This window comes from Pseudomonas sp. 30_B, from assembly GCF_017491605.1.
Classification (GTDB): Bacteria; Pseudomonadota; Gammaproteobacteria; order Pseudomonadales; family Pseudomonadaceae; genus Pseudomonas.
This window is the reverse complement of record NZ_JAFGYY010000001.1, coordinates 14,795-35,373: the sequence shown is the minus strand read 5'-3', so window position 1 is coordinate 35,373 and position 20,579 is coordinate 14,795. Positions and strand designations below refer to the sequence as shown.

Genomic DNA, 20,579 nt, shown 5'->3' with positions numbered 1-20,579 from the left:
TCCGCATGCACCGTGCGCAGAATGAACACCCATTGTCGCCCCGTGACCGACCATGCGCCTCCGTATCCTCTCCGACCTTCACCACGAACACTTCCCCGGCGGCCGCGCGTTGCCCGAGGCCGAGGCCGACCTGGTGATCCTCGCCGGCGATATCCACGAGCACCTGCAGGGTCTGCATTGGGCACGGGAGGCATTTCCCGATACCGAGATCGTCTACGTCGCCGGCAACCACGAGTTCTACCACTCCGACCTGCCGGAACTCACCCAGGCCATGCGCAACCTGGCCCGCGCGCTGGATATCCATTTTCTGGAGAACGACGCCGTGGTGCTGGGCGATGTGCGTGTGCTCGGCGCAACCCTGTGGACCGACTTCCAGCTCTACGGCGAGCACGGCGCGGAGCTCGCCGTAGAGCAGGCACTGCATCTGATGCCGGACTTCCGCTGCGTGGATTACTTCACCCAGCCCTTCACCCCGGAACTGAGCCGCGACCTGTGCGAAGCCTCCTGCGAGTGGCTGGCTGCGGAGTTGTCCCGGCCCTTCGCCGGACGCACCGTGGTGGTCACCCATCACGCGCCCTGCGGCCGGTCGATTCCCGAGCCCTATGTCGGCGACAGCCTGTCGCCGGCCTTCGCCTCGAACCTCGAGTCTCTGGTGGAGCGCTGCGACCTGTGGGTGCACGGGCATGTCCACGAGCGAATGGACTACCGCATCGGCAAAGCCCGGGTGGTGGCCAATCCCGGCGCCTATCCGGGGGAAGACAGCGGTTTCGATCCGTGCTGGGTAATCGACCTCTGACCCTCAGTGCGGCAGTTCGCTGAAAAACCGCCAGATTTCGGCTGGGCCATCCAGGTCCGGGTCCGCCAGCCCCAACAGGCGCGGAGGACGATATACCGGCTGCGGCAACAGGTGCCCGCCGCCGTGCACCGTCACCAGCTCCACGGGCGCCGCACCGGCCACGTTCCACCGTTGCCGCTCGGCCCAGACCGGCCCGACCGAGGTCAGCCGATCCTGGCTGGGCACGCCACTCTGGCCGTTACGCCGCGCCAGCGCCAGGGCGGAATCCTCCGTCGACAACACCGTGCCGCGATTGCCGAAGCCGAACAGCGTCACCACTCCGCCCGCGTAGGGATTGATCGGGTCGCGCGTACCATTCATCAGTAAGGCCGCCTTCGGCTGCTGCGCGGGCTGACAGGCATCGTTGTCCGCACTCGGCAGGCTGGCGGCAACCGCGGCCACGCCATCCACCTTGTCGGCTGCCTCGGCCGCCATGCGCAGCGCCATCTGCCCACCATTGGAATAGCCGGCGACGAAGACCCGTGCCGGGTCGACGCCGCGCTCGCGCTGCAGGCGCTCGATCATCGCCGAGAGGAAGCCGACATCGTCGATGTTCAGGCGCCGTGCACTGTAGGTAGCAGCCTTGCGGCAATCGTTCCAGTGCCCCTCGACGCCATCGGGGTAAAGCACCAGGAAACCGTCGCGGTCCGCCAGCGCATCGAAGCGATAGCCACTGTCACGGCGCATCCGCTCGCCGTTGCTCATGGACCCGTGCAGCACCACCAGCAACGCCGGCCGCTGGGCGAGCTGACGGGGCGTATAGAGCACGTAGCTGCGCCGCCGCTCGGCCAAGCGGATCGACGAGTCCTCACTGGTCCCAGTGAGCATGGGGCGATGCCTCAGCTCCCCCGGCAGATACCACCAGAAGCCGACCAGCAGCATCAGCACGAGCAACGCGATGAGTCCCTGCACGACGCGGATAGCGATACGCATGGCGCCTCTCCTTGCCCGCCCCGCGGGCTTCGTGAACGTCGGCCTTGTTCCAGGACATCACGCACGGCGCCACTCCATGACAAACTCTAGCCGTCACATTCGAACGTCTTAGTCTTTGGTAACCCAGGAATCCGAAAATGTTCCGAAGCTCTACCCTGATGGCCGCCCTCCTCGCCCTCGGCTGCACCGCCACGCTGCTGGCGGCCGAGCCCCTGACCGGGTGCGCGGCCAAGCAGGACGCCATTCAGCGCCAGCTCGAAGAAGCCAGGGCCCACGGCAACGACAACCAGGTCGCCGGCCTGCAGACGGCATTGGAAAAGGTAAGAACCTACTGCACCGACGCCGGCCTGGCGCAGCAGCGCAAGCAGCGCGTGCTGGATGCGGAACAGGACGTCAGCCGACGCGAGAAGGACCTGAGCAAGGCGATGGACAAGGGCGACGCGCAGAAGATCGAGAAGCGCAAGAACAAGCTGGCGGAGGCCCGCGCAGAACTGGAGCAGGCCAAGCGCGAACTGGAGGAGTGAGCGTGAAACCCGGCATTTCCGCGAGGAGACCGGGGCCGGCCTGTCGGCCGGATCGCGGATAAGATCCGCTCTTACGGGAGCGTTGGATTTTCGTAGGAGCGGGCCATGCCAGCGAATCGCGGACGTAGTCCGCTCCTACGAGATGTCTCTGCGCTCGGGGCGGCCCTCACCCTAACCCTCTCCCAGGGGGAGAGGGGACCGTTCGGTGCAGGAGGAAATCTCGGTCTCAGCCGGCACGGTCTGCCCCCTCTCCCTGAGGGAGAGGGCTGGGGTGAGGGGGAACGCGCCGGCACAGACTGTCCAGAAGTAGACAGTTGCTCCTACGAAAAGAGCGCGCTTAGAGCGCGCGGAATTTCTTGTGGCAGGCCTCGCAGGCGTCTTCCACCGCGGCGAAGTCCTTGCGCACGCCCTCGGGCGTCGGCGCGGCGTTGCGAGTGTTTTCGCCCAGCACGCGGACGGCCTGCTGGAAGGTCTTGGCGTCGGCCTGGAACTCCAGCTGGCGCTGCCAGATTTCCGCCTTGGCGCGGGTGTCCTCGTTTTCCACCTTGTCCGCCGGCGGCTGGGTGGTGGGGAAGTACTGCCAGGGCTTGTCCGCCAGCTCGCCCAGCTTGGTGGAGCCGGCGCGGAACTTGTCCGCATCGAAGGGAATCCGCCCACGCAGCATGCCGCCCATGTCCTCGCTGGTCTTGAGCAGCTCCTTGAACACCACCTGGCGCTTGGCCTCCGGCGAATTGGGGTCCAGGCGATGGCAACCGGCGAGCGCCGTGCCGGCGAGCAGCAGAACGAGCAGGGTCTTCAGCTTCATGGGGAACTCTTGTAGGACGGCTAGACACGGAAGCGCCGGATTATCCGCCCCGATTTCCGAATGATCCAGACCATGCAGAAGCGGCTGCGGCCATCCGTCGCAGCGGGATCGATTCCGTTCAGCCGCCGTTCAGCCGCCCATCAGAGCTTCATCACCAGCATCCCCGCCAGTACCAGGCTGCACGCCGCCAGGCGCGGCAGGCCGAAGGGCTCCTTGAGGAAGCGCATGCCGAACAGCACCACCAGCAGCACGCTGGTCTCGCGCAGCGCGGCGGCCTCGGCGATGGAGCCCAGCTGCATGGCCCAGAGCACCAGTCCGTAGCTGAGCAGCACGCAGAAGCCGACGCTCAAACCCAGCTTCCAGTCGTTGATCCAGAATTTCGCAAAGGCACGGGTACGCCCGACCAGCGCCACCAGCGGGAACGGCAGACCGGACAGCAGCGACAGCCAGACCAGGTAATCCAGCGGTTTGGGCCAGAGCTTCAGCGCATTGCCGTCGGTCCAGGTGTAGCTGCCGATGCACAGGCCCATCAGCAGTACGGTGGGATAGGCGATCCACGGCAGCTTCGAACCACCGCCGCCCTTGAGCAGGAACAGCATGCCGACCGGAATCAGCAGGATGCCGAGGATTTGCTTTTCGGTCAGGTGCTCGCCGCCGAAGGTCAGGGTCAGCGCCAGCACCACCAACGGCGACAGCCCGCGCATCAGCGGGTAGACCAACCCCAGGTCGCCGACCTTGTAGGCCTGGATCAGCAGTACCCGGTAGACCAGTTGCAGTGAAACGGCGGCCAGCAGCCAGGGCCAGACCTCGGCGGGCGGAATCTCGATCCAGGGCAGCAGGGCCAGCCCGGCGGCCAGGCCGACGATGTCCATGCAGGCAACCACCAGCAGGCGGTCGTTGCTGAATTTGACGAGGGTGTTCCAGGTGGCGTGCAGCAGGGCGGCCAGCAGCACCAGGGTAGTGGCGAGCACGGAATGACTCCTGGTATATACCAGATCGATTCTACCCTGAGCGCCCCCATCGCCGGCAAGCACCCGCCTTTTCAGACATTTCTCCCTGCGTCCTCGGCCGGAACTGGCCTAGACTGGGCCTTTTCGCCAGCACGAGCACCTGCCATGCCACGCCTGATCAAGTTCCTGACCGCCTACATCCTTGTCACCCTGCTCTCCGGCTGCGGCTACAACGCCATGCAGGCCGGCGACGAACAGGTGAAGGCCGCCTGGTCGGAAGTACTCAACCAGTACCAGCGCCGCGCGGACCTGGTGCCCAACCTGGTCAGCACCGTGAAGGGCTACGCCGCCCATGAAGCGGCAGTGCTGACACAAGTGACCGAGGCTCGCGCCAAAGTTGGCAGTACCACGCTCAACGCCGACCAGCTTGGCGACGAGGCTGCCGTGAAGCGTTTCCAGCAGGCCCAGGGCGAGCTCAGCTCGGCGCTCTCGCGCCTGCTGGTGGTCACCGAGAACTACCCGCAGCTCAAGGCCGACGGCCTGTTCAAGGACCTGCTGACCCAGCTGGAAGGCACCGAAAACCGCATCACCGTCGCCCGCGGTCGCTACGTGAAGTCGGTGCAGGCCTACAACGTGCTGATCCGCCAGTTCCCGGAAGTGCTCACCGCGAAAGTGCTCGGCTACCAGCCCAAGGCCAACTTCAGCGTGGAGAACGAAGCCGCCATTTCCACCGCGCCTAAAGTGGACTTCGGCAACGCGCCGGCGCAGCCCGCGCAATGAACCTGCCGCGCTGGCTGCTGGCCGCCCTGCTGCTGTGCTGGGTGGCCCTGCTGCAGGCGGCGCCGGTCGCCATTCCGCCGCTCAGCGCCCGCGTCACCGACCTCACCCAGACCCTCGACAGCGCCCAGCGCGCACAACTGGAAAGCCAGCTCTCGGGCCTTGAGCAGCGCAAGGGCGCGCAGATCGCCGTGCTGCTGGTCCCCACCACCGGCGAGGACAGCATCGAGGACTACGCGGTGCGCGCCTTCGAACAGTGGAAGCTGGGCCGCAAAGGCGTGGACGATGGCGTGCTGCTGGTAGTTGCCAAGAATGACCACGCGCTGCGTATCGAAGTCGGCTACGGGCTGGAAGGCACCATCACCGACGTACAGGCCGGGCGCATCATCCGCGACACCATGGTCCCGCACTTCAAGACTGGCGATTTCGCTGGCGGCATCCAGTCCGGCGTGGACAACCTGATTGCCCTGATCGAACCGCCGGCCGCGGCCCCGGCCGAAGCCGAAGCCGAAGCCGAAGCCGAGGAGAATGCGACGGATCAGTTGCCGCAGACGGGCCCGGTGACGGGCTACAGCGACGCCTACTCCAACCGCAACGCCAGCGCTGCCGAGGAAATCCCGCCCGCGCGCCTGCTCGGCCTGCTCGCCCTGCTGGTGGGCGTGCCGCTGCTGTGCCTGCTGTTCCCGGTGCAGTGGCTGCGCCAGCGCAGCATGGGCCGCTACCTGTTGTGCAGCGCACTGGTTGGCGGCGTGGCCTCGGCGGTGCTGCTGTTCAGCGAAGCCAATCCCGAAGCCCTGCAGCAGCAGATGATCGGTTCCTTCTCGATCCCGCTGGTGCTGTACATCTTCTTCCTGCCGCCGATGTGGCTGACCTCGGGCGTCCTGCAGCTGCTGTGGATGATCCTCAGTTCGATAGGGCGCGGCGGCGGCGGTCGTGGAGGCGGCGGAGGCGGTGGCTTCCGGGGCGGCGGCGGCTCCAGCGGCGGCGGCGGTGCCTCCGGCCGCTGGTAACCGACTTACAGGGTGCTTACGCCCTGCTCTTCCTCGCGGATCGAGCGCAGCACCTGGCGCTGCAGGTCGATGAACTCGGCGCAGGCAGCCATCTCCTCATGACGCGGGCGGCCGAGCTTCACGTCGAAGGTGGTCTTGATCCGTCCGGGGCCGAGCCCCATCACCACGATGCGGTCGGACAGGTAGACCGCCTCTTCCACGTCGTGGGTGACGAACATCACCGTCAACCGGTGGGTTTCCCAGATGCGCGTGAGCAGCTCCTGCATCTGGTGGCGGGTCATGGCGTCCAGCGCGCCGAAGGGCTCGTCCATCAGCAGGATCTTCGGCCGGTAGGACAGCGCACGGGCAATCGCCACGCGCTGTTTCATGCCGCCGGACAGCTCGTTCGGATAGGCCTCGGCGAACTTCGTCAGCTTCACCAGCGCCAGGTGCTCGTCGGCGATCTCGCGGCACTGTGCGCGGGGCAGGCCGGCCGCCTTGAGGGCGAACTCGACGTTCTGCCGCGCGGTGAGCCAGGGCAGCAGGGTGTAGGACTGGAACACCACGCCACGGTCCAGGCCGGGCCCGGTGATCGGCACGCCATCCACCTTGACGCTGCCGCTGTCGAATTCCTCCAGGCCGGCGGCGATGGACAGCAGCGTGCTCTTGCCGCAGCCCGAGGTGCCGACGATGGAAACGAACTCGTTGTCCGCCAGGGTCAAGTCGATGTTGCGCAGCACCTCGCGGCGCTCCTTGTCGACCGCGAAGCTCTTGTTCAGGCCGGAGATTTCCAAAGTCGCCATCAGCTGCGTCTCCGGTTGTAGCGGAACAGGACCTTCTCGCCGGCGCGCATGGCCTGGTCGGTGACCAACCCGAGGAAGCCGAGCAGAAGGATGTAGCCGATGATGGTGTCGGTCTGGAAGAAGCGCTGGGACACGGTGATGCGATAGCCCAGGCCGGAGGTGGCGGCCACTAGCTCGGCCAGCACCAGCCAGGTCCAGGCCCAGCCGAGGCTGATCCGCAGGGCATCCCAGATGCCCGGCAACGCGCTGGGCAGGACGATCTTCAGGAGGATGCGGCGATCCGGCATGCCGAGGGTGCGCCCAAGGCCAACGAAATCCGCCGGCACCCGCTTGATCGCGTCCATCACCATCAGCACCTGCTGGAAGAAGGTACCGATCCAGATGATGAGGAATTTCTGGAAGTCGCTGGTGCCGGCCCAGAGGATGGTCAGCGGGACGAAGGCGACCACTGGCATGTAGCGCACGAAGTCCACCAGCGGCTCGGTGGCGGCCTTCCAGAAGCCGTAGCAGCCGGCGAACACGCCGATCACGATGGACATCGCCGAGGACACCAGAAAGGCCACGGCGATGCGGTACACGCTGACCTTCAGGTCCGCCCACAGGGTGCCGTCGGCGGCCAGCTTGAGCATGCGCGCCCAGACGTCGCCGGGCGCCGGCAGGAATATCTTCGGCACCGCGCCGCTGGCGCCGGCCAGCCACCAGAACAGAGCCAGCAGGACGAACACGGCGCCGCCGATGAGCAGGAAGTGACGCTGCGCGATCGGCTTGCCGATGGTGAACAGCGGGTTGGCTTTACGGGCTTTCATGATGAGCTCGTCGAACGGGAGAAAGCGCGCGCCGGCTCACTGGCCGGCGCACCGGGTGCCTCAGAGCGCCTCGACGAAACGCGCGTCGATGGCCTGCGCCGGGGTGACCGGCTGCTGGAGGATACCGGCTTCGCTGGCCGCCTTCTGGATATGCTCGAACGAGCCCTTCTGGAAGGCGCCCTTCAGCTCGGCCCGGTTCTCCTTCACCGAATAGAAGTGCACGCCGTCGAAGGCGCTGGTCAGCTCGGCCTCGTCGGCGCCCACGCCCTTGGCGATGGCGGCGCGGCCTTCGGCGGTCTTCTCGTTGTAGTGTTTCAGGCCCGCTTCCCAGCTCTTGATCAGTGCCAGTACCTGGCCGGGACGCTCCTTCAGGACCTCTTCGCGTACCACGAACACGTCGCTGATGATGCCCGGATCATCCGAGCCTTTGTACAGCAGGTTGACCTTGGGGTTCTGCTGCCTGGCGGCGGACAGGTACGGCTCGTAGGTCACGGCCGCCGGGACTTGCCCTGCGATCAGTGCACTGCCGGCGTTGGCGGCGGGCATGGGCACCGGCTGCACGTCGGCAAGGGTCAGGCCTGCCTTGCGCAGGGCACTGTGCAGGAGGATGTCGCTGGTGGTGCCCTCTTCATAGGCGACCTGCTTGCCCTTGAGGTCGGTCAGGGTCTTGATCGAGGGATCGACGATCAGCGCGTCGGCGCGGGTGCTCTGGTCCAGCAGCAGGACGATCTTCACCGGCAGGCCGGCGGCGACCATGGCCATGGCGGTGTGGGTGGCAAGGTTGCCGCCATCGATCTGGCCGCTGGCGAGGGCGGCGTTCATGTCCTTGTCTTCGGTGAAGTTGACCAGCTCGACCTGCTCCAGGCCGTTGGCCTTGAAGGCGCCGGCCTGTTCGGCGACGTACCACTGGCCATAGCCCAGCCAGGGCTGCATGCCCATCTTGAAGGTGCCCGCCTCGGGCTTGGTGTCGGCCTTGAGCGGCGCGGCATGCGCGGCGCCGGCCAGCAGCAGGCTGGCGCATGTGGCCACGGCCAGTTGGCGCAGTGCGGATGCGAAGGTGGTGTGCATGGTCTCTCCCTGGTCGTTGCTCTGCTGGATCGTGTGCTGCAGGAACGGCGGGGAGGCTGCGTCGGCCCATGCCCGCCGTGGGCGGGCACAGGCTCACATTCAATCGACGCAAATGCAAAGCCTTTCGCTACGATTCGCCCTCGCTCCGGGCCCGCAGGGAAAAGCCTTCAGGACGATCAGGGCTGCGGGATGGCGTCGTCCTTGAACTGGTCCTTGATGTACTTGATCTCGGTGCGACCGTGGGGCGCCGGCTGGCCGTCCGGGCCGATGTTGACGAAGACCATCTTGTCGACCGTGAGGATGCTCTTGCGAGTGATCTTGTTGCGCACTTCGCAGGTCAGGGTGATCGAGGTGCGGCCGAACTCGGTGGCGGTGATGCCCAGCTCGATGATGTCGCCCTGGCGCGCGGAACTGACGAAGTTGATCTCGGAGATGAACTTGGTGACCACGCGCTGGTTGCCCAGCTGGACGATGGCATAGATCGCCGCTTCTTCGTCGATCCACTTCAGAAGGCTGCCGCCGAACAGAGTGCCGTTCGGGTTGAGGTCTTCAGGCTTGACCCATTTTCGGGTATGGAAATTCATGTGAACTCCTAACAGGTTGCGCCTCGTGAGCGCGATGACGGGGAAAGCCCCGCCGGCTACGCAAGTCTGGCCCGGATCGCCGCCGCTCGCCCTGCCCTGGCTCAGCCAAGGCCCGCTTCGGCGCGGTACCTGGCGGCCTCGTCGACCAGCCAGTCGCGGAAGGCACCGAGGGTCGCCGACTCCACCTTGCGTTCGGGAATCATCAGGTAATAGGCATTTTCGCTCAAATAGGCATGTTGCATCGGCACGATCAGCCTGCCGTCGGCCAGTTCGTGCTGGATCAGCATCGGCGGAATCAGGGCCACCCCCATGCCGTGCATGGCCGCCTGGGCGAGCATAGAGAACAGCTCGTAACGGGCGCCGCTCATGTCGTGCGCGACGCTCATGCCCAGCGAGCCGAACCATTGGCGCCAGGCGTAAGGCCGGGTGGTCTGCTGCATCAGCGGCAGCTCGGCGATCTGCGCAGCGGACAGCTCCATGCGCCCGCCGAGCAGCTCGGGGCTGCACACCGGCACCGGGTTCTCGTGCATGAGGAAGTTGGCGACCGTGCCGGACCACACGCCATCGCCGAAATACAGTGCGGCGTCAAACTCGGTGTCGGCGAAGAGGAAGGGGCGGGTACGGTTGGTCAGGTTGACCGTGACCTCCGGGTGCAGGCGCTTGAAGTCCTTCAGCCGCGGCAGCAGCCACTGGGTGGCGAAGGTCGGCACCACCGCCAGCTCCAGCGTACCGCCGCCCTGCTGGCCCATCACCGCCAGGGTATCGCGCTCCACCGCGTCCAGGCGCTGGGCGACGCGGCGGCTATAGTTCAGCCCGGCCTCGGTCAGTTTCACCCCACGCCGCGAGCGGCGGAACAGCTCGACGCCAAGAAACTCCTCCAGCGCGGCGATCTGCCGGCAGATGGCGCTCTGGGTCAGGGACAGCTCCTCGGCGGCCTTGGTGAAACTCTCGTGGCGGGCGGCGGACTCGAAGGCGACCAGCGCCGCGGTGGTCGGAATCTTGCGTCGCATCGAATGCCTCTTCGGAATCTCGTGATGCGAACGGATCGCGCAAAAAGCCTGTAATAGAGGCAGAAATGCAGGAATCCGCATCAGCAGTGCAATTACGGAGTGAGAAAATAGCACAACACCATGCGAATTAGTCAGTTGCCCGGCTTCCCGACGGCTGACTAGGATGGCCCACACCGTACCCGCCTAGACTTGTCGGGTCCTTCATTGTCTGTTCCGAGGTTTCTCCATGGCCACCAAAGCAAGCTTCAACTGGGAAGATCCGCTGCTGCTGGATCAGCAACTCACCGAAGAAGAGCGCATGGTGCGCGACAGCGCCTACCAGTTCGCCCAGGACAAGCTGGCCCCGCGCGTACTGGAAGCCTTCCGCCACGAGCAGACTGACCCGGCGATCTTCCGCGAGATGGGCGAAACCGGCCTGCTCGGCGCGACCATCCCCGTCGAGTACGGCGGCAGCGGCCTGAACTACGTGTGCTACGGCCTGATCGCCCGCGAAGTCGAGCGTGTCGACTCCGGCTACCGCTCCATGATGAGCGTGCAGTCCTCCCTGGTCATGGTGCCAATCAACGAGTTCGGCAACGAAGCCACCAAGCAGAAGTACCTGCCGAAACTCGCCAGCGGCGAATACATCGGCTGCTTCGGCCTGACCGAACCGAACCACGGTTCCGACCCGGGCTCGCTGATCACCCGCGCCCGCAAGGTCGATGGCGGCTACCGCCTGACCGGCAACAAGATGTGGATCACCAACAGCCCGATCGCCGACGTCTTCGTGGTCTGGGCCAAGGATGACGAAGGCCAGATCCGCGGCTTCGTCCTGGAGAAAGGCTGGGAAGGCCTGTCCGCCCCGGCCATCCACGGCAAGGTCGGCCTGCGCGCCTCCATCACCGGTGAGATCGTGATGGACAACGTGTTCTGCCCCGAAGAAAACGCCTTCCCCGACGTGCGCGGCCTGCGCGGCCCGTTCACCTGCCTGAACTCCGCTCGCTACGGCATCTCCTGGGGCGCCCTGGGTGCCGCCGAAGCCTGCTGGCACACCGCTCGCCAGTACACCCTGGACCGCAAGCAGTTCGGCCGTCCGCTGGCTGCAAACCAGCTGATCCAGAAGAAGCTGGCCGACATGCAGACCGAGATCACCCTCGCCCTGCAAGGCTGCCTGCGCCTGGGCCGGATGAAGGACGAAGGCACCGCCGCCGTCGAAATCACCTCGATCATGAAGCGCAACAGCTGCGGCAAGGCCTTGGACATCGCCCGCATGGCCCGCGACATGCTCGGCGGCAACGGCATCTCCGACGAGTTCGGCGTGGCCCGCCACCTGGTCAACCTGGAAGTGGTGAACACCTACGAAGGTACCCACGACGTCCACGCGCTGATCCTCGGCCGCGCCCAGACCGGCATCCAGGCGTTCTTCTAAGCGCCTCGCGCCGGCCGGCCCCTCAGGAGTCGAGCCGGCGCCCGTTTTACCTCTCGCCCGAGAGGCCCCGGGGAGGACCGTGGCGTCCCCGCACTGCGCCCTCCCCGCCCCACTTCACGTTGCAGGTGATTCCATGTCCGGCGCCCTTTCGCACATTCGTGTCCTCGACCTCTCCCGCGTTCTCGCCGGCCCCTGGGCCGGGCAGATCCTCGCCGACCTCGGTGCGGAAGTGATCAAGATCGAGCGTCCCGGCAGCGGCGACGACACCCGTGCCTGGGGCCCGCCGTTCCTCAAGGACGCCGAAGGCCGCGACACCAGCGAAGCGGCGTATTACCTGTCCGCCAACCGCAACAAGAAATCCCTGACTATCGACTTCACCCAGCCCGAAGGCCAGCGCCTGGTACGCGAGCTCGCGACCAAGGCCGACATCGTGCTGGAGAACTTCAAGGTCGGCGGGCTCAAGGCCTACGGCCTGGACTACGAATCGCTGAAGGCGATCAACCCGAAGCTGATCTATTGCTCGATCACCGGCTTCGGCCAGTTCGGCCCCTACGCCAAGCGCGCCGGCTATGACTTCATGATCCAGGGCCTGGGCGGCCTGATGAGCCTGACCGGCCGCTCCGACGCCGAGGAAGGCGCGGGCCCGGTGAAGGTCGGCGTGGCGCTGACCGACATCCTCACCGGCCTGTACTCGTCCACCGCGATCCTCGCCGCCCTCGCCCACCGCGACGTCAGCGGCATCGGCCAGCACATCGACATGGCGCTGCTGGACGTGCAGGTCGCCTGCCTGGCCAACCAGACCCTGAACTACCTGACCACCGGCAACCCGCCGCGCCGGCTGGGCAACGCGCACCCGAACATCGTGCCGTACCAGGACTTCCCCACCGCCGACGGTGACTTCATCCTCACCGTCGGCAACGACGGGCAGTTCCGCAAGTTCGCCGAGCTGGCGGGCCACCCGGAGTGGGCCACCGACGAGCGCTTCGCCACCAACCAGGCGCGCGTGGCGCACCGCGACGTGCTGATCCCGCTGATCCGCCAGTCCACCGTGATGCGCACCACCGCCGAGTGGATCGCCGTGCTGGAACAGGCCAGCGTGCCCTGCGGGCCGATCAATGACCTTTCGCAGGTCTTCGCCGACCCGCAGGTAATCGCCCGTGGCCTGCGCGTGGAGCTGCCACACCCCCTGGCCGGAACCGTGCCGCAGGTGGCCAGCCCGATCCGCCTGTCCGAAACGCCGGTGCAATACCGCAACGCCCCGCCGACCCTCGGCCAGCACACCCAGGAAATCCTCGAAGGCGTGCTGGGCCTGGACTCGGCCGCCATCGGCAAGCTGCGCGACGGCGGCGTCATCTGACTTTCCCGCTCCACGGTAAAACCCCTACGACTGACCATCGGCGCCCGCTCCGGCGAGCGCCCAACGATCCCCGCAACGACGCCCGCGCCAGGGTTTTCACGGCCCCCGGCGCGGGCGCGACGGGGAGCCTGGGCGCGACCGATTGCGCGAACGCGACCAAAAGCCTTTGGCTTGTCATCCGCCATGGCTATAATCCGCAGGTTTCATTCACGGCCGGCGCTGCCCGGCCGTTCCCGCCACCCATCCGAGGGGCGCTGCAGCAGATCGATTCGCTTCGATTTGTCAGGCTCGGATGGGGCGCGTCACGGTCGGCATCCGCCGGTCGCCAAACGCATCAACGGCGCCCATTCGCAGACAACGAATGGAGAGTTACGCATGAGCGCTGTCATGACGCCTGCCGGTTTCACCGACTACAAAGTCGCCGACATTTCCCTGGCCGCCTGGGGCCGCCGTGAGCTGATCATCGCCGAATCCGAAATGCCGGCGCTGATGGGCCTGCGCCGCAAGTACGCCGCCAGCCAGCCGCTGAAAGGCGCGAAGATCCTCGGCTGCATCCACATGACCATTCAGACCGGCGTGCTGATCGAGACCCTGACCGCGCTGGGCGCCGAAGTGCGCTGGTCGTCCTGCAACATCTTCTCCACCCAGGACCAGGCCGCCGCTGCCATCGCCGCCGCCGGCATCCCGGTCTTCGCCTGGAAAGGCGAGACCGAGCAGGAATACGAGTGGTGCATCGAGCAGACCATCCTCAAGGACGGCAAGCCGTGGGACGCCAACATGGTGCTGGACGACGGCGGCGACCTGACCGAGATCCTGCACAAGAAATACCCGCAGATGCTCGAGCGCATCCATGGCATCACCGAAGAGACCACCACCGGCGTGCACCGCCTGCTCGACATGCTCAAGGCCGGCACCCTGAAAGTCCCGGCGATCAACGTCAACGACGCTGTGACCAAGAGCAAGAACGACAACAAGTACGGCTGCCGCCACAGCCTGAACGACGCCATCAAGCGCGGCACCGACCACCTGCTGTCGGGCAAGCAGGCCCTGGTGATCGGCTACGGCGACGTGGGCAAGGGCTCCGCCCAGTCCCTGCGCCAGGAAGGCATGATCGTGAAGGTTTCCGAAATCGATCCGATCTGTGCCATGCAGGCCTGCATGGACGGCTTCGAGCTGGTCTCCCCGTACAAGAACGGCCTGAACGATGGCACCGAAGCCAGCGTTGACGCCGCCCTGCTGGGCAAGATCGACCTGATCGTCACCACCACCGGCAATGTCAACGTCTGCGACGCCGGCATGCTCAAGGCGCTGAAGAAGCGCGCCGTGGTGTGCAACATCGGTCACTTCGACAACGAGATCGACACCGCCTTCATGCGCAAGACCTGGGCCTGGGAAGAGGTCAAGCCGCAGGTGCACAAGATCCACCGCACCGGCGCCGGCGCCTTCGACCCGGCCAACGACGACTACCTGATCCTGCTGGCCGAAGGCCGCCTGGTGAACCTGGGCAACGCCACCGGCCACCCGAGCCGCATCATGGACGGCTCCTTCGCCAACCAGGTACTGGCGCAGATCTTCCTGTTCGAGCAGAAGTACGCCGACCTCTCCGCCGAGAAGAAAGCCGAGCGCCTGACCGTCGAAGTACTGCCCAAGAAGCTGGACGAAGAAGTGGCGCTGGAGATGGTGAAAGGCTTCGGTGGTGTCGTCACCCAGCTGACCAAGCAGCAGGCCGACTACATCGGCGTAACCGTGGAAGGCCCGTTCAAGCCGGACACCTACCGTTACTGATCGCAGCCGCAAGCTGCAGGCCACGGACTGCCAGCGAATACCCGCTGGCAGTCCGCCGCTTGAAGTTTGCCGCTGAGAAGAGAGCCTTCTCCTATGTCTCAAGAACGCCGTTTCAGCTTCGAGTTCTTCCCCGCCAAGACCGAAGCCGGCCACGAAAAACTGCTGGCCACCGCGCGCCAGCTGGCCGCGTACAAGCCTGACTTCTTCTCCTGCACCTACGGCGCCGGCGGCTCGACCCGCGACCGCACCCTGAGCACCGTGCTGCAGCTCGACGGCGAAGTGCAGATCTCCACCGCCCCGCACCTGTCCTGCGTCGGCGACACCAAGGCCGAACTGCGCGCCCTGCTCGCCCACTACAAGGATGCCGGCATCCGTCGCATCGTCGCCCTGCGCGGCGACCTGCCCTCGGGCATGGGCATGGCCAGCGGCGAGCTGCGCTACGCCAACGAGCTGGTGGAGTTCATCCGCGCCGAAACCGGCGATCACTTCCACATCGAAGTTGCCGCCTATCCGGAAGTTCACCCACAAGCGCGCAATTTCGAGGATGATCTGGCGAATTTCGTGCGCAAGGTCAAGGCCGGCGCCGACTCTGCCATCACACAATACTTCTTCAACGCCGACAGCTACTTCCATTTTGTCGAGCGTGCGGAGAAACTCGGTGTCAGCATTCCGGTCGTACCGGGTATCATGCCAATCACCAACTACACCAAACTGGCCCGCTTCTCCGACGCCTGTGGCGCGGAAATCCCCCGCTGGATTCGCAAGCAACTGGAAGCCTACGGCGACGACATCGCCAGCATCCAGGCCTTTGGCGAGCAGGTGATCACCGAAATGTGCGAACGCCTCCTTGAAGGCGGCGCACCCGGACTGCATTTCTACACCCTGAACCAGGCTGAACCCAGCCTGGCGCTCTGGAACAACCTCAAGCTCCCCCGCTGAGGATCATTGCTCCGGGCTTACCGTCCGCGATCCCGGCCAGCGCAACGCCGGCGTATCGTGGACGGAGTGCTTCCAGCCCCAGGCTGAGCGCTCGCCCCGAGCTTGAAATCACGCGCCCTCGAGCCGGCAGGTCGCCGGCCTACAGGAACCCCGCATGTCCTTTACTTCCCTCGGTCTCTCCGAGGCCCTGGTTGGCGCCGTCGAAGCCGCTGGCTACACGCGCCCCACTCCGGTTCAGGAACGCGCCATCCCCGCCGTCCTGCAAGGCCGCGACCTGATGGTTGCCGCCCAGACCGGCACCGGCAAGACCGGCGGCTTCGCCCTCCCGGTGCTCGAGCGCCTGTTCCCCGAAGGTCATCCTGACCGCGAACACCGCCACGGCCCGCGCCAGGCCCGTGTGCTGGTCCTGACACCGACCCGCGAGCTGGCCGCCCAGGTGCATGACAGCTTCAAGGTCTATGCCCGCGACCTTCCGCTCAAGAGCGCCTGCATCTTCGGCGGCGTCGGCATGAATCCCCAGGTCCAGGCCGTTTCCAAGGGAGTGGACATCCTGGTCGCCTGCCCCGGTCGCCTGCTCGACCTGGCCGGCCAGGGCAGCATCGACCTGTCTCACGTGGAAATCCTCGTTCTCGACGAGGCCGACCGCATGCTCGACATGGGCTTCATCCACGACGTGAAGAAGGTCCTCGCCAAGCTGCCGCCCAAGCGCCAGAACCTGCTGTTCTCGGCGACCTTCTCCAAAGACATCGTCGACCTCGCCAACAAGCTCCTGCACAACCCGGAGCGGATCGAGGTCACCCCGCCGAACACCACCGTCGAGCGCATCGAACAACGCGTGTTCCGCATCCCCGCCGTGCAGAAGCGCGTCCTGCTCGCGCACCTGGTGACCGTTGGCGCCTGGGAGCAGGTGCTGGTGTTCACCCGTACCAAGCACGGCGCCAACCGCCTCGCCGAGTACCTGACCAAGCACGGCCTGCCGGCCGCCGCGATCCACGGCAACAAGAGCCAGAACGCGCGCACCAAGGCCCTGGCCGACTTCAAGGCCAACGACGTGCGCATCCTGGTCGCCACCGACATCGCTGCCCGCGGCCTGGACATCGACCAGTTGCCCCATGTGGTCAACTACGAGCTGCCCAACGTCGAGGAAGACTACGTCCACCGCATCGGTCGTACCGGCCGCGCTGGCCGTACCGGTGAAGCCATCTCCCTGGTGGCTCCGGACGAAGACAAGCTGCTCAAGGCCATCGAACGCCTGACCAAGCAGCGCATCCCCGATGGCGACATGCAAGGTTTCGATCCTGACGTCGTGCTGCCGGAAGTCCAGCAGCCCGAGCCGAAGGAAGCTCCGCAGCGCCAGCCGCGCAAGGACAAGGCCAAGCGTGGCGAGCGCAAGGAGCGCAGCAAGGAAAAATCCCAGCAGCCGCAGGCCGAAGAGCAGCAGAACGCCGCTCCCGCTACCGGTGAAGCCGCTGAGGGCGATAAGCCCGCCGGCAAGCGCCGCCGTCGTGGCGGCCGTGGCAAGAAGAAGGGCGAAGGCCAGGGCGGCGACGCTCAGCCCAATGCCAACGCGCAACCGCGCCAGCCGCGTCAGCCCCGCCAGGAGCAGCAGGGCCAGGGTCGTCAGCAGCAGCCCAAGCCAGCTCGCGCGCCGCAAATCGACGGTAATCGCGATCCGGAAGAATTCCTCGACGACGACTTCGACAACTTCGGCAACCGCGCCGACTATGTCAGCCCGTTCCCGGACAAGGACCAGCAACGCGGCCAGCGCCGCCGTGGCGGCCAAGGTCAGGGACAAGGCCAGAATCAGGGCCAGCAGCGCTCCCGTGGTCAGGGTGGCCAGGGCGGCGGCCAAGGCAACGGTCAGAGCCGTGGCCAGGGTCAAGGTCAGGGCCAAGGCAAGGCCGCGAAGAAGCCTAACGGCGCTGGTCGCAGCCAGGGCCAGGGCGGCAACGGCCAGGGCAAGCAGGGCCAGCAACGCAAGCGCGGCGGCAAGGCTCCGGCCTCCCGCATGAACGACGCCCCGCTGCGCGAGCCGAGCGAGTACGGCGCCGCCAAACCGACCCGTCAGCCGGTGGTGATCAACAAACGCGACCTGGTTCGCGGCGACCGCTTCCCCACTGCCGAGCAGCTGGAAGAGCTGGAACCGCGCCGCAAGACCGAGCGTCCGGCGCTGCTGACCCGCAACCGCGACTGACGCTGTAGAAGAAACCGCCCTTCGGGGCGGTTTCTTTTTGCCTCGGATTTTTTGCCGAGGTCCCCGGCAACCGTAGGAGCGGACTCCGTCCGCGATGGTTTCCGGCGCGATGCGGACCTATCGCGGACAGAGTCCGCTCCTACGCACGGTGTTCAGGCACAAAAAAGCCGCCCGAAGGCGGCTTTTTCAATAAAGCAAAAACCTCAAAGCACCTGCCGCAGAAACGCCTGCGCGCGCGGGTCCCTGGGCTGGGCGAAGAACTGCGCGGGCGATGCATCTTCCAGCAACTTGCCGTGATCGAAGAACAGCACCCGGTCGGCCACTTCGCGGGCGAAGCCCATCTCGTGTGTCACGCAGACCATGGTCATGCCTTCCACGGCCAGGGTTTTCATCACGTCCAGCACCTCGCCGACCATCTCCGGGTCGAGCGCCGAGGTGGGCTCGTCGAACAGCATCACCTTCGGGTCCATGCACAGCGCACGGGCAATCGCCACGCGCTGCTGCTGGCCGCCGGAAAGGCGCGACGGGTATTCGTTGGCCTTCTGGCCGATGCCGACCTTTTCCAGCAGCGCCTTCGCCTTGGCTTCGCGCTCGGCCTTGCCGCGCTTGCGCACAACCTTCTGCGCCAGGCACAGGTTCTCCAGCACCGTCATGTGCGGGAACAGGTTGAAGTGCTGGAACACCATGCCGACTTCACGGCGGTAGGCGTTGATGTCGGTCTTCGGGTTGGCCAGGTCGAGGCCATCGATGCTCACCGAGCCGGAGTCGAACTCCTCAAGGCCATTCAGGCAACGCAGGAAGGTGGACTTGCCGGAGCCGGACGGGCCCAGCACGACCAGCACTTCACCCTTGGCCACGGAGGTGCTCACGTCGTCGACGGCACGGACGGTGTGACCACGGGTGTCGAAGACCTTGGTCAGGTTGCGAACTTCAATCACTTTGGCCGAGCCTCCGTTCCAGACGGCCTGCCAGGTGCGACAGCGGCAGGTTGATCACAAGGTAGAGCGCCGCGACGCAGAACCAGATTTCGAAGGTGGAGAACGAGGTGGTGATCGCCTCGCGGCCGCTCTTGGTGAGCTCGGTGATGGCGATCACCGAGACCAGCGAGGTGTCCTTGACCAGGCTGATGAACTGCCCGGCCAGCGGCGGCAGCACGCGCTTGAAGGCCTGCGGCAGGATCACGTGGCGCATCGACTGCGCGGCGTTCAGGCCCAGCGAACGGGCGGCTTCATCCTGGCCACGGGCGATGGACTGCACACCGGCACGGACGATCTCGGCGACGTAGGCACCGGTGAACAGCGCCAGTGCGGCCACACCGGCGAACTCGCGGGAGAGGTTCAGCACGGTGCCGATGAAGAAGTAGAAGATGAATATCTGCACCAGCAGCGGCGTACCGCGCACCAGCTCGACGTAGACGGTCGACAGGTCGTGCAGGGTCGGGTTCTTCGACAGGCGGCAGAGACCGGCCAGCAATCCAATGAACAGGCCGACGGCACCGGAGATGAAGGAAATCCACAAGGTGGTCCAAAGGCCCCAGGCCAGCGGCCCGGCCGCCCAATGGCGCTGCATGCCGACCACATCGCCCTCGGCGACATCGTCGTTCTCGGCGAACTGCAGGCTGTCGGCGGCCACACTCAGCACCTGCTGCTGGCCATCCTCGCCCTGCAGGGTGACGCGCGCGTCGTGCCCGCTCTGTTCGATCTTCTCCACCCGCGAGATGTTCTCGGCCCGCTGCGGCTCCTCCGCCTGGTAGGCGAAGTACTGCGGGACGCGATTCCAGCGCCACTCGTAGGAAATCAGCGAGGTGGAGTACCAAAGCCCGAAGCCGATCAGCAGGATGATCAGGCCGGTCAGCCCATGCCAGGGCCAGGTTGCGCGTTTCGTTCTAGCCACGAATCTCTACCGTGAAAATGCGAACGCGCAGGCCTGGGGCCTGCGCGTCGGGTGAACCAGCATCAGACGTGGATTATTCCATGTCCTTCAGCCAGTCGGTGCTCTTGAACCACTTGTCATGCAGACGATCGTAGGTGCCGTCTTCGTGGATCTGCTTGAGGAAGTTGTTGATGAAGTTGATCGAGTCGTAGTCACCCTTCTTCAGGCCGAAAGCCAGCGGCTCGTAGGTGAACGGCTGGTCCAGGAAGACCAGCTTGCCGGCGCCGAACTTGTTGACGGCCACGACGTTGTAGGGCGAGTCGTAGATGAAGGCGTCGGCCTTGCCGTTGACCACGTCCATCACCGCCTCGGGCTCGTTGTCGAAGCCGTGGTACTGGGCCTTGGACAGCTGCTTCTTGGCGACGAACTCGCCGGTGGTGCCGATCTTGGAGGTGATGCGGTACTTCGCATCGTTCAGGTCCTTGTAGGACTTGATGGTGCCTTCCAGGTCCTTGCGGATCAGCAGGGTCTGGCCGACCACGATGAAGGGATCGGAGAAGTTCAGGCGCAGGTTGCGTTCCTGGGTCAGGGTCATGCCCGAGCCGATCATGTCGAACTTGTCGGTCAGCAGGGCCGGGATGATGCCGTCATAGCTGGTGGAAACCAGTTCCAGCTTGACGTTCATGGCCTTGGCCATGGCCTTGAGCAGGTCCACTTCGAAACCCACGATCTGACCGCGCTTGTTGGTCATCTCGAACGGCATGTAGGTCGGGTCCATGCCCACGCGCAGGGTGCCGCGCTTGGCCGCTTCATCGATGGCGCCAGCCTGCGCCGAGGCCACGCCCACCAGGGCGCAGACGCCCATGACCAGCGATGCCAGGTACTTTTTCATCCCCAAACTCCCAAGCAAATAAAAGGTCTTCTTGTTGTTCCAGAAATC

At 65.7% G+C, this 20,579-nt stretch carries 20 protein-coding genes and 1 riboswitch; of the genes, 9 read left to right on the top strand and 11 right to left on the bottom strand.

What is annotated here, in order from left to right; translation table 11 throughout:
• Positions 1–52: 52 nt before the first annotated feature.
• Positions 53–796 carry a metallophosphoesterase gene (locus J5M67_RS00165; RefSeq protein ID WP_207882093.1) on the top strand — a complete coding sequence of 248 codons (744 nt, stop codon included), beginning with the start codon at positions 53–55 and terminating at the stop codon, positions 794–796.
• A 3-nt stretch (positions 797–799) separates the two neighbouring features.
• Here the strand turns inward: J5M67_RS00165 and J5M67_RS00160 are convergent, their stop codons facing one another.
• Positions 800–1,768: a PHB depolymerase family esterase gene (locus J5M67_RS00160; protein WP_207882091.1), complete on the bottom strand. Its 969-nt coding sequence runs from the start codon at positions 1,766–1,768 to the stop codon at positions 800–802.
• 137 nt (positions 1,769–1,905) lie between these two features.
• Here J5M67_RS00160 and J5M67_RS00155 point away from each other — a divergent pair, with 137 nt between their 5' ends.
• Complete coding sequence (locus J5M67_RS00155; protein WP_207882089.1) at positions 1,906–2,292, top strand: DUF1090 domain-containing protein; 387 nt, start codon at positions 1,906–1,908, stop codon at positions 2,290–2,292.
• Positions 2,293–2,629: 337 nt separating this feature from the next.
• Here the strand turns inward: J5M67_RS00155 and J5M67_RS00150 are convergent, their stop codons facing one another.
• Both J5M67_RS00150 and J5M67_RS00145 read right to left on the bottom strand, forming a co-directional pair.
• On the bottom strand, positions 2,630–3,097 hold the full coding sequence (locus J5M67_RS00150) for a cytochrome c (RefSeq protein WP_207882087.1): 468 nt from the start codon (positions 3,095–3,097) through the stop codon (positions 2,630–2,632).
• 140 nt (positions 3,098–3,237) lie between these two features.
• Complete coding sequence (locus J5M67_RS00145) at positions 3,238–4,068, bottom strand: EamA family transporter (RefSeq protein WP_207882086.1); 831 nt, start codon at positions 4,066–4,068, stop codon at positions 3,238–3,240.
• 144 nt (positions 4,069–4,212) lie between these two features.
• Here J5M67_RS00145 and J5M67_RS00140 point away from each other — a divergent pair, with 144 nt between their 5' ends.
• A complete protein-coding gene (locus J5M67_RS00140; RefSeq protein WP_207882085.1) occupies positions 4,213–4,827 on the top strand; it encodes a LemA family protein in 615 nt (204 codons plus the stop codon).
• The gene (locus J5M67_RS00135; RefSeq protein ID WP_207882084.1) at positions 4,824–5,834 is read left to right on the top strand and encodes a YgcG family protein; all 1,011 of its coding nucleotides are present in this window, start codon (positions 4,824–4,826) and stop codon (positions 5,832–5,834) included. Before J5M67_RS00140 ends, J5M67_RS00135 begins: the two co-directional genes overlap by 4 nt.
• A gap of 5 nt (positions 5,835–5,839) precedes the next feature.
• Here J5M67_RS00135 and J5M67_RS00130 read toward each other — a convergent pair whose 3' ends face one another.
• The 5 genes from J5M67_RS00130 to J5M67_RS00110 all read right to left on the bottom strand — a co-directional run bounded on the left by J5M67_RS00130 (position 5,840) and on the right by J5M67_RS00110 (position 10,084).
• Positions 5,840–6,616 carry an ABC transporter ATP-binding protein gene (locus J5M67_RS00130; protein ID WP_207882083.1) on the bottom strand — a complete coding sequence of 259 codons (777 nt, stop codon included), beginning with the start codon at positions 6,614–6,616 and terminating at the stop codon, positions 5,840–5,842.
• Positions 6,616–7,422: an ABC transporter permease gene (locus J5M67_RS00125; protein WP_207882082.1), complete on the bottom strand. Its 807-nt coding sequence runs from the start codon at positions 7,420–7,422 to the stop codon at positions 6,616–6,618. The genes J5M67_RS00130 and J5M67_RS00125 overlap by 1 nt, the downstream gene beginning before the upstream one ends.
• Positions 7,423–7,482: 60 nt before the next feature.
• Positions 7,483–8,490, bottom strand: a complete 1,008-nt coding sequence (locus J5M67_RS00120) for an ABC transporter substrate-binding protein (RefSeq protein WP_207882081.1) — start codon at positions 8,488–8,490, stop codon at positions 7,483–7,485.
• A gap of 176 nt (positions 8,491–8,666) precedes the next feature.
• A complete protein-coding gene (locus J5M67_RS00115) occupies positions 8,667–9,074 on the bottom strand; it encodes an acyl-CoA thioesterase (RefSeq protein ID WP_015479269.1) in 408 nt (135 codons plus the stop codon).
• Between the two features lie 101 nt (positions 9,075–9,175).
• Positions 9,176–10,084: a LysR family transcriptional regulator gene (locus tag J5M67_RS00110; RefSeq protein ID WP_207882080.1), complete on the bottom strand. Its 909-nt coding sequence runs from the start codon at positions 10,082–10,084 to the stop codon at positions 9,176–9,178.
• 226 nt (positions 10,085–10,310) lie between these two features.
• Here J5M67_RS00110 and J5M67_RS00105 point away from each other — a divergent pair, with 226 nt between their 5' ends.
• The 5 genes from J5M67_RS00105 (at position 10,311) to J5M67_RS00085 (ending at position 17,767) form a co-directional block, all read left to right on the top strand.
• Positions 10,311–11,492, top strand: a complete 1,182-nt coding sequence (locus J5M67_RS00105) for an acyl-CoA dehydrogenase (protein WP_207882078.1) — start codon at positions 10,311–10,313, stop codon at positions 11,490–11,492.
• 133 nt (positions 11,493–11,625) lie between these two features.
• The gene (locus J5M67_RS00100; RefSeq protein ID WP_207882076.1) at positions 11,626–12,849 is read left to right on the top strand and encodes a CaiB/BaiF CoA-transferase family protein; all 1,224 of its coding nucleotides are present in this window, start codon (positions 11,626–11,628) and stop codon (positions 12,847–12,849) included.
• Between the two features lie 240 nt (positions 12,850–13,089).
• Positions 13,090–13,202, top strand: a riboswitch (S-adenosyl-L-homocysteine riboswitch).
• A gap of 22 nt (positions 13,203–13,224) precedes the next feature.
• Entirely contained in the window at positions 13,225–14,634 is a 1,410-nt protein-coding gene (gene ahcY, locus J5M67_RS00095) for an adenosylhomocysteinase (RefSeq protein ID WP_207882074.1), read from the top strand.
• A 93-nt stretch (positions 14,635–14,727) separates the two neighbouring features.
• Entirely contained in the window at positions 14,728–15,573 is an 846-nt protein-coding gene (gene metF, locus J5M67_RS00090; RefSeq protein ID WP_207882072.1) for a methylenetetrahydrofolate reductase [NAD(P)H], read from the top strand.
• A 154-nt stretch (positions 15,574–15,727) separates the two neighbouring features.
• Positions 15,728–17,767 carry a DEAD/DEAH box helicase gene (locus J5M67_RS00085; protein WP_207882071.1) on the top strand — a complete coding sequence of 680 codons (2,040 nt, stop codon included), beginning with the start codon at positions 15,728–15,730 and terminating at the stop codon, positions 17,765–17,767.
• Positions 17,768–17,970: 203 nt separating this feature from the next.
• Here the strand turns inward: J5M67_RS00085 and J5M67_RS00080 are convergent, their stop codons facing one another.
• From J5M67_RS00080 to J5M67_RS00070, 3 genes are all read right to left on the bottom strand, one after another.
• On the bottom strand, positions 17,971–18,705 hold the full coding sequence (locus tag J5M67_RS00080; protein ID WP_207882070.1) for an amino acid ABC transporter ATP-binding protein: 735 nt from the start codon (positions 18,703–18,705) through the stop codon (positions 17,971–17,973).
• The gene (locus tag J5M67_RS00075; RefSeq protein WP_207882068.1) at positions 18,698–19,660 is read right to left on the bottom strand and encodes an amino acid ABC transporter permease; all 963 of its coding nucleotides are present in this window, start codon (positions 19,658–19,660) and stop codon (positions 18,698–18,700) included. Before J5M67_RS00075 ends, J5M67_RS00080 begins: the two co-directional genes overlap by 8 nt.
• A gap of 73 nt (positions 19,661–19,733) precedes the next feature.
• On the bottom strand, positions 19,734–20,531 hold the full coding sequence (locus tag J5M67_RS00070) for a transporter substrate-binding domain-containing protein (RefSeq protein WP_207882066.1): 798 nt from the start codon (positions 20,529–20,531) through the stop codon (positions 19,734–19,736).
• Positions 20,532–20,579 lie beyond the last annotated feature (48 nt).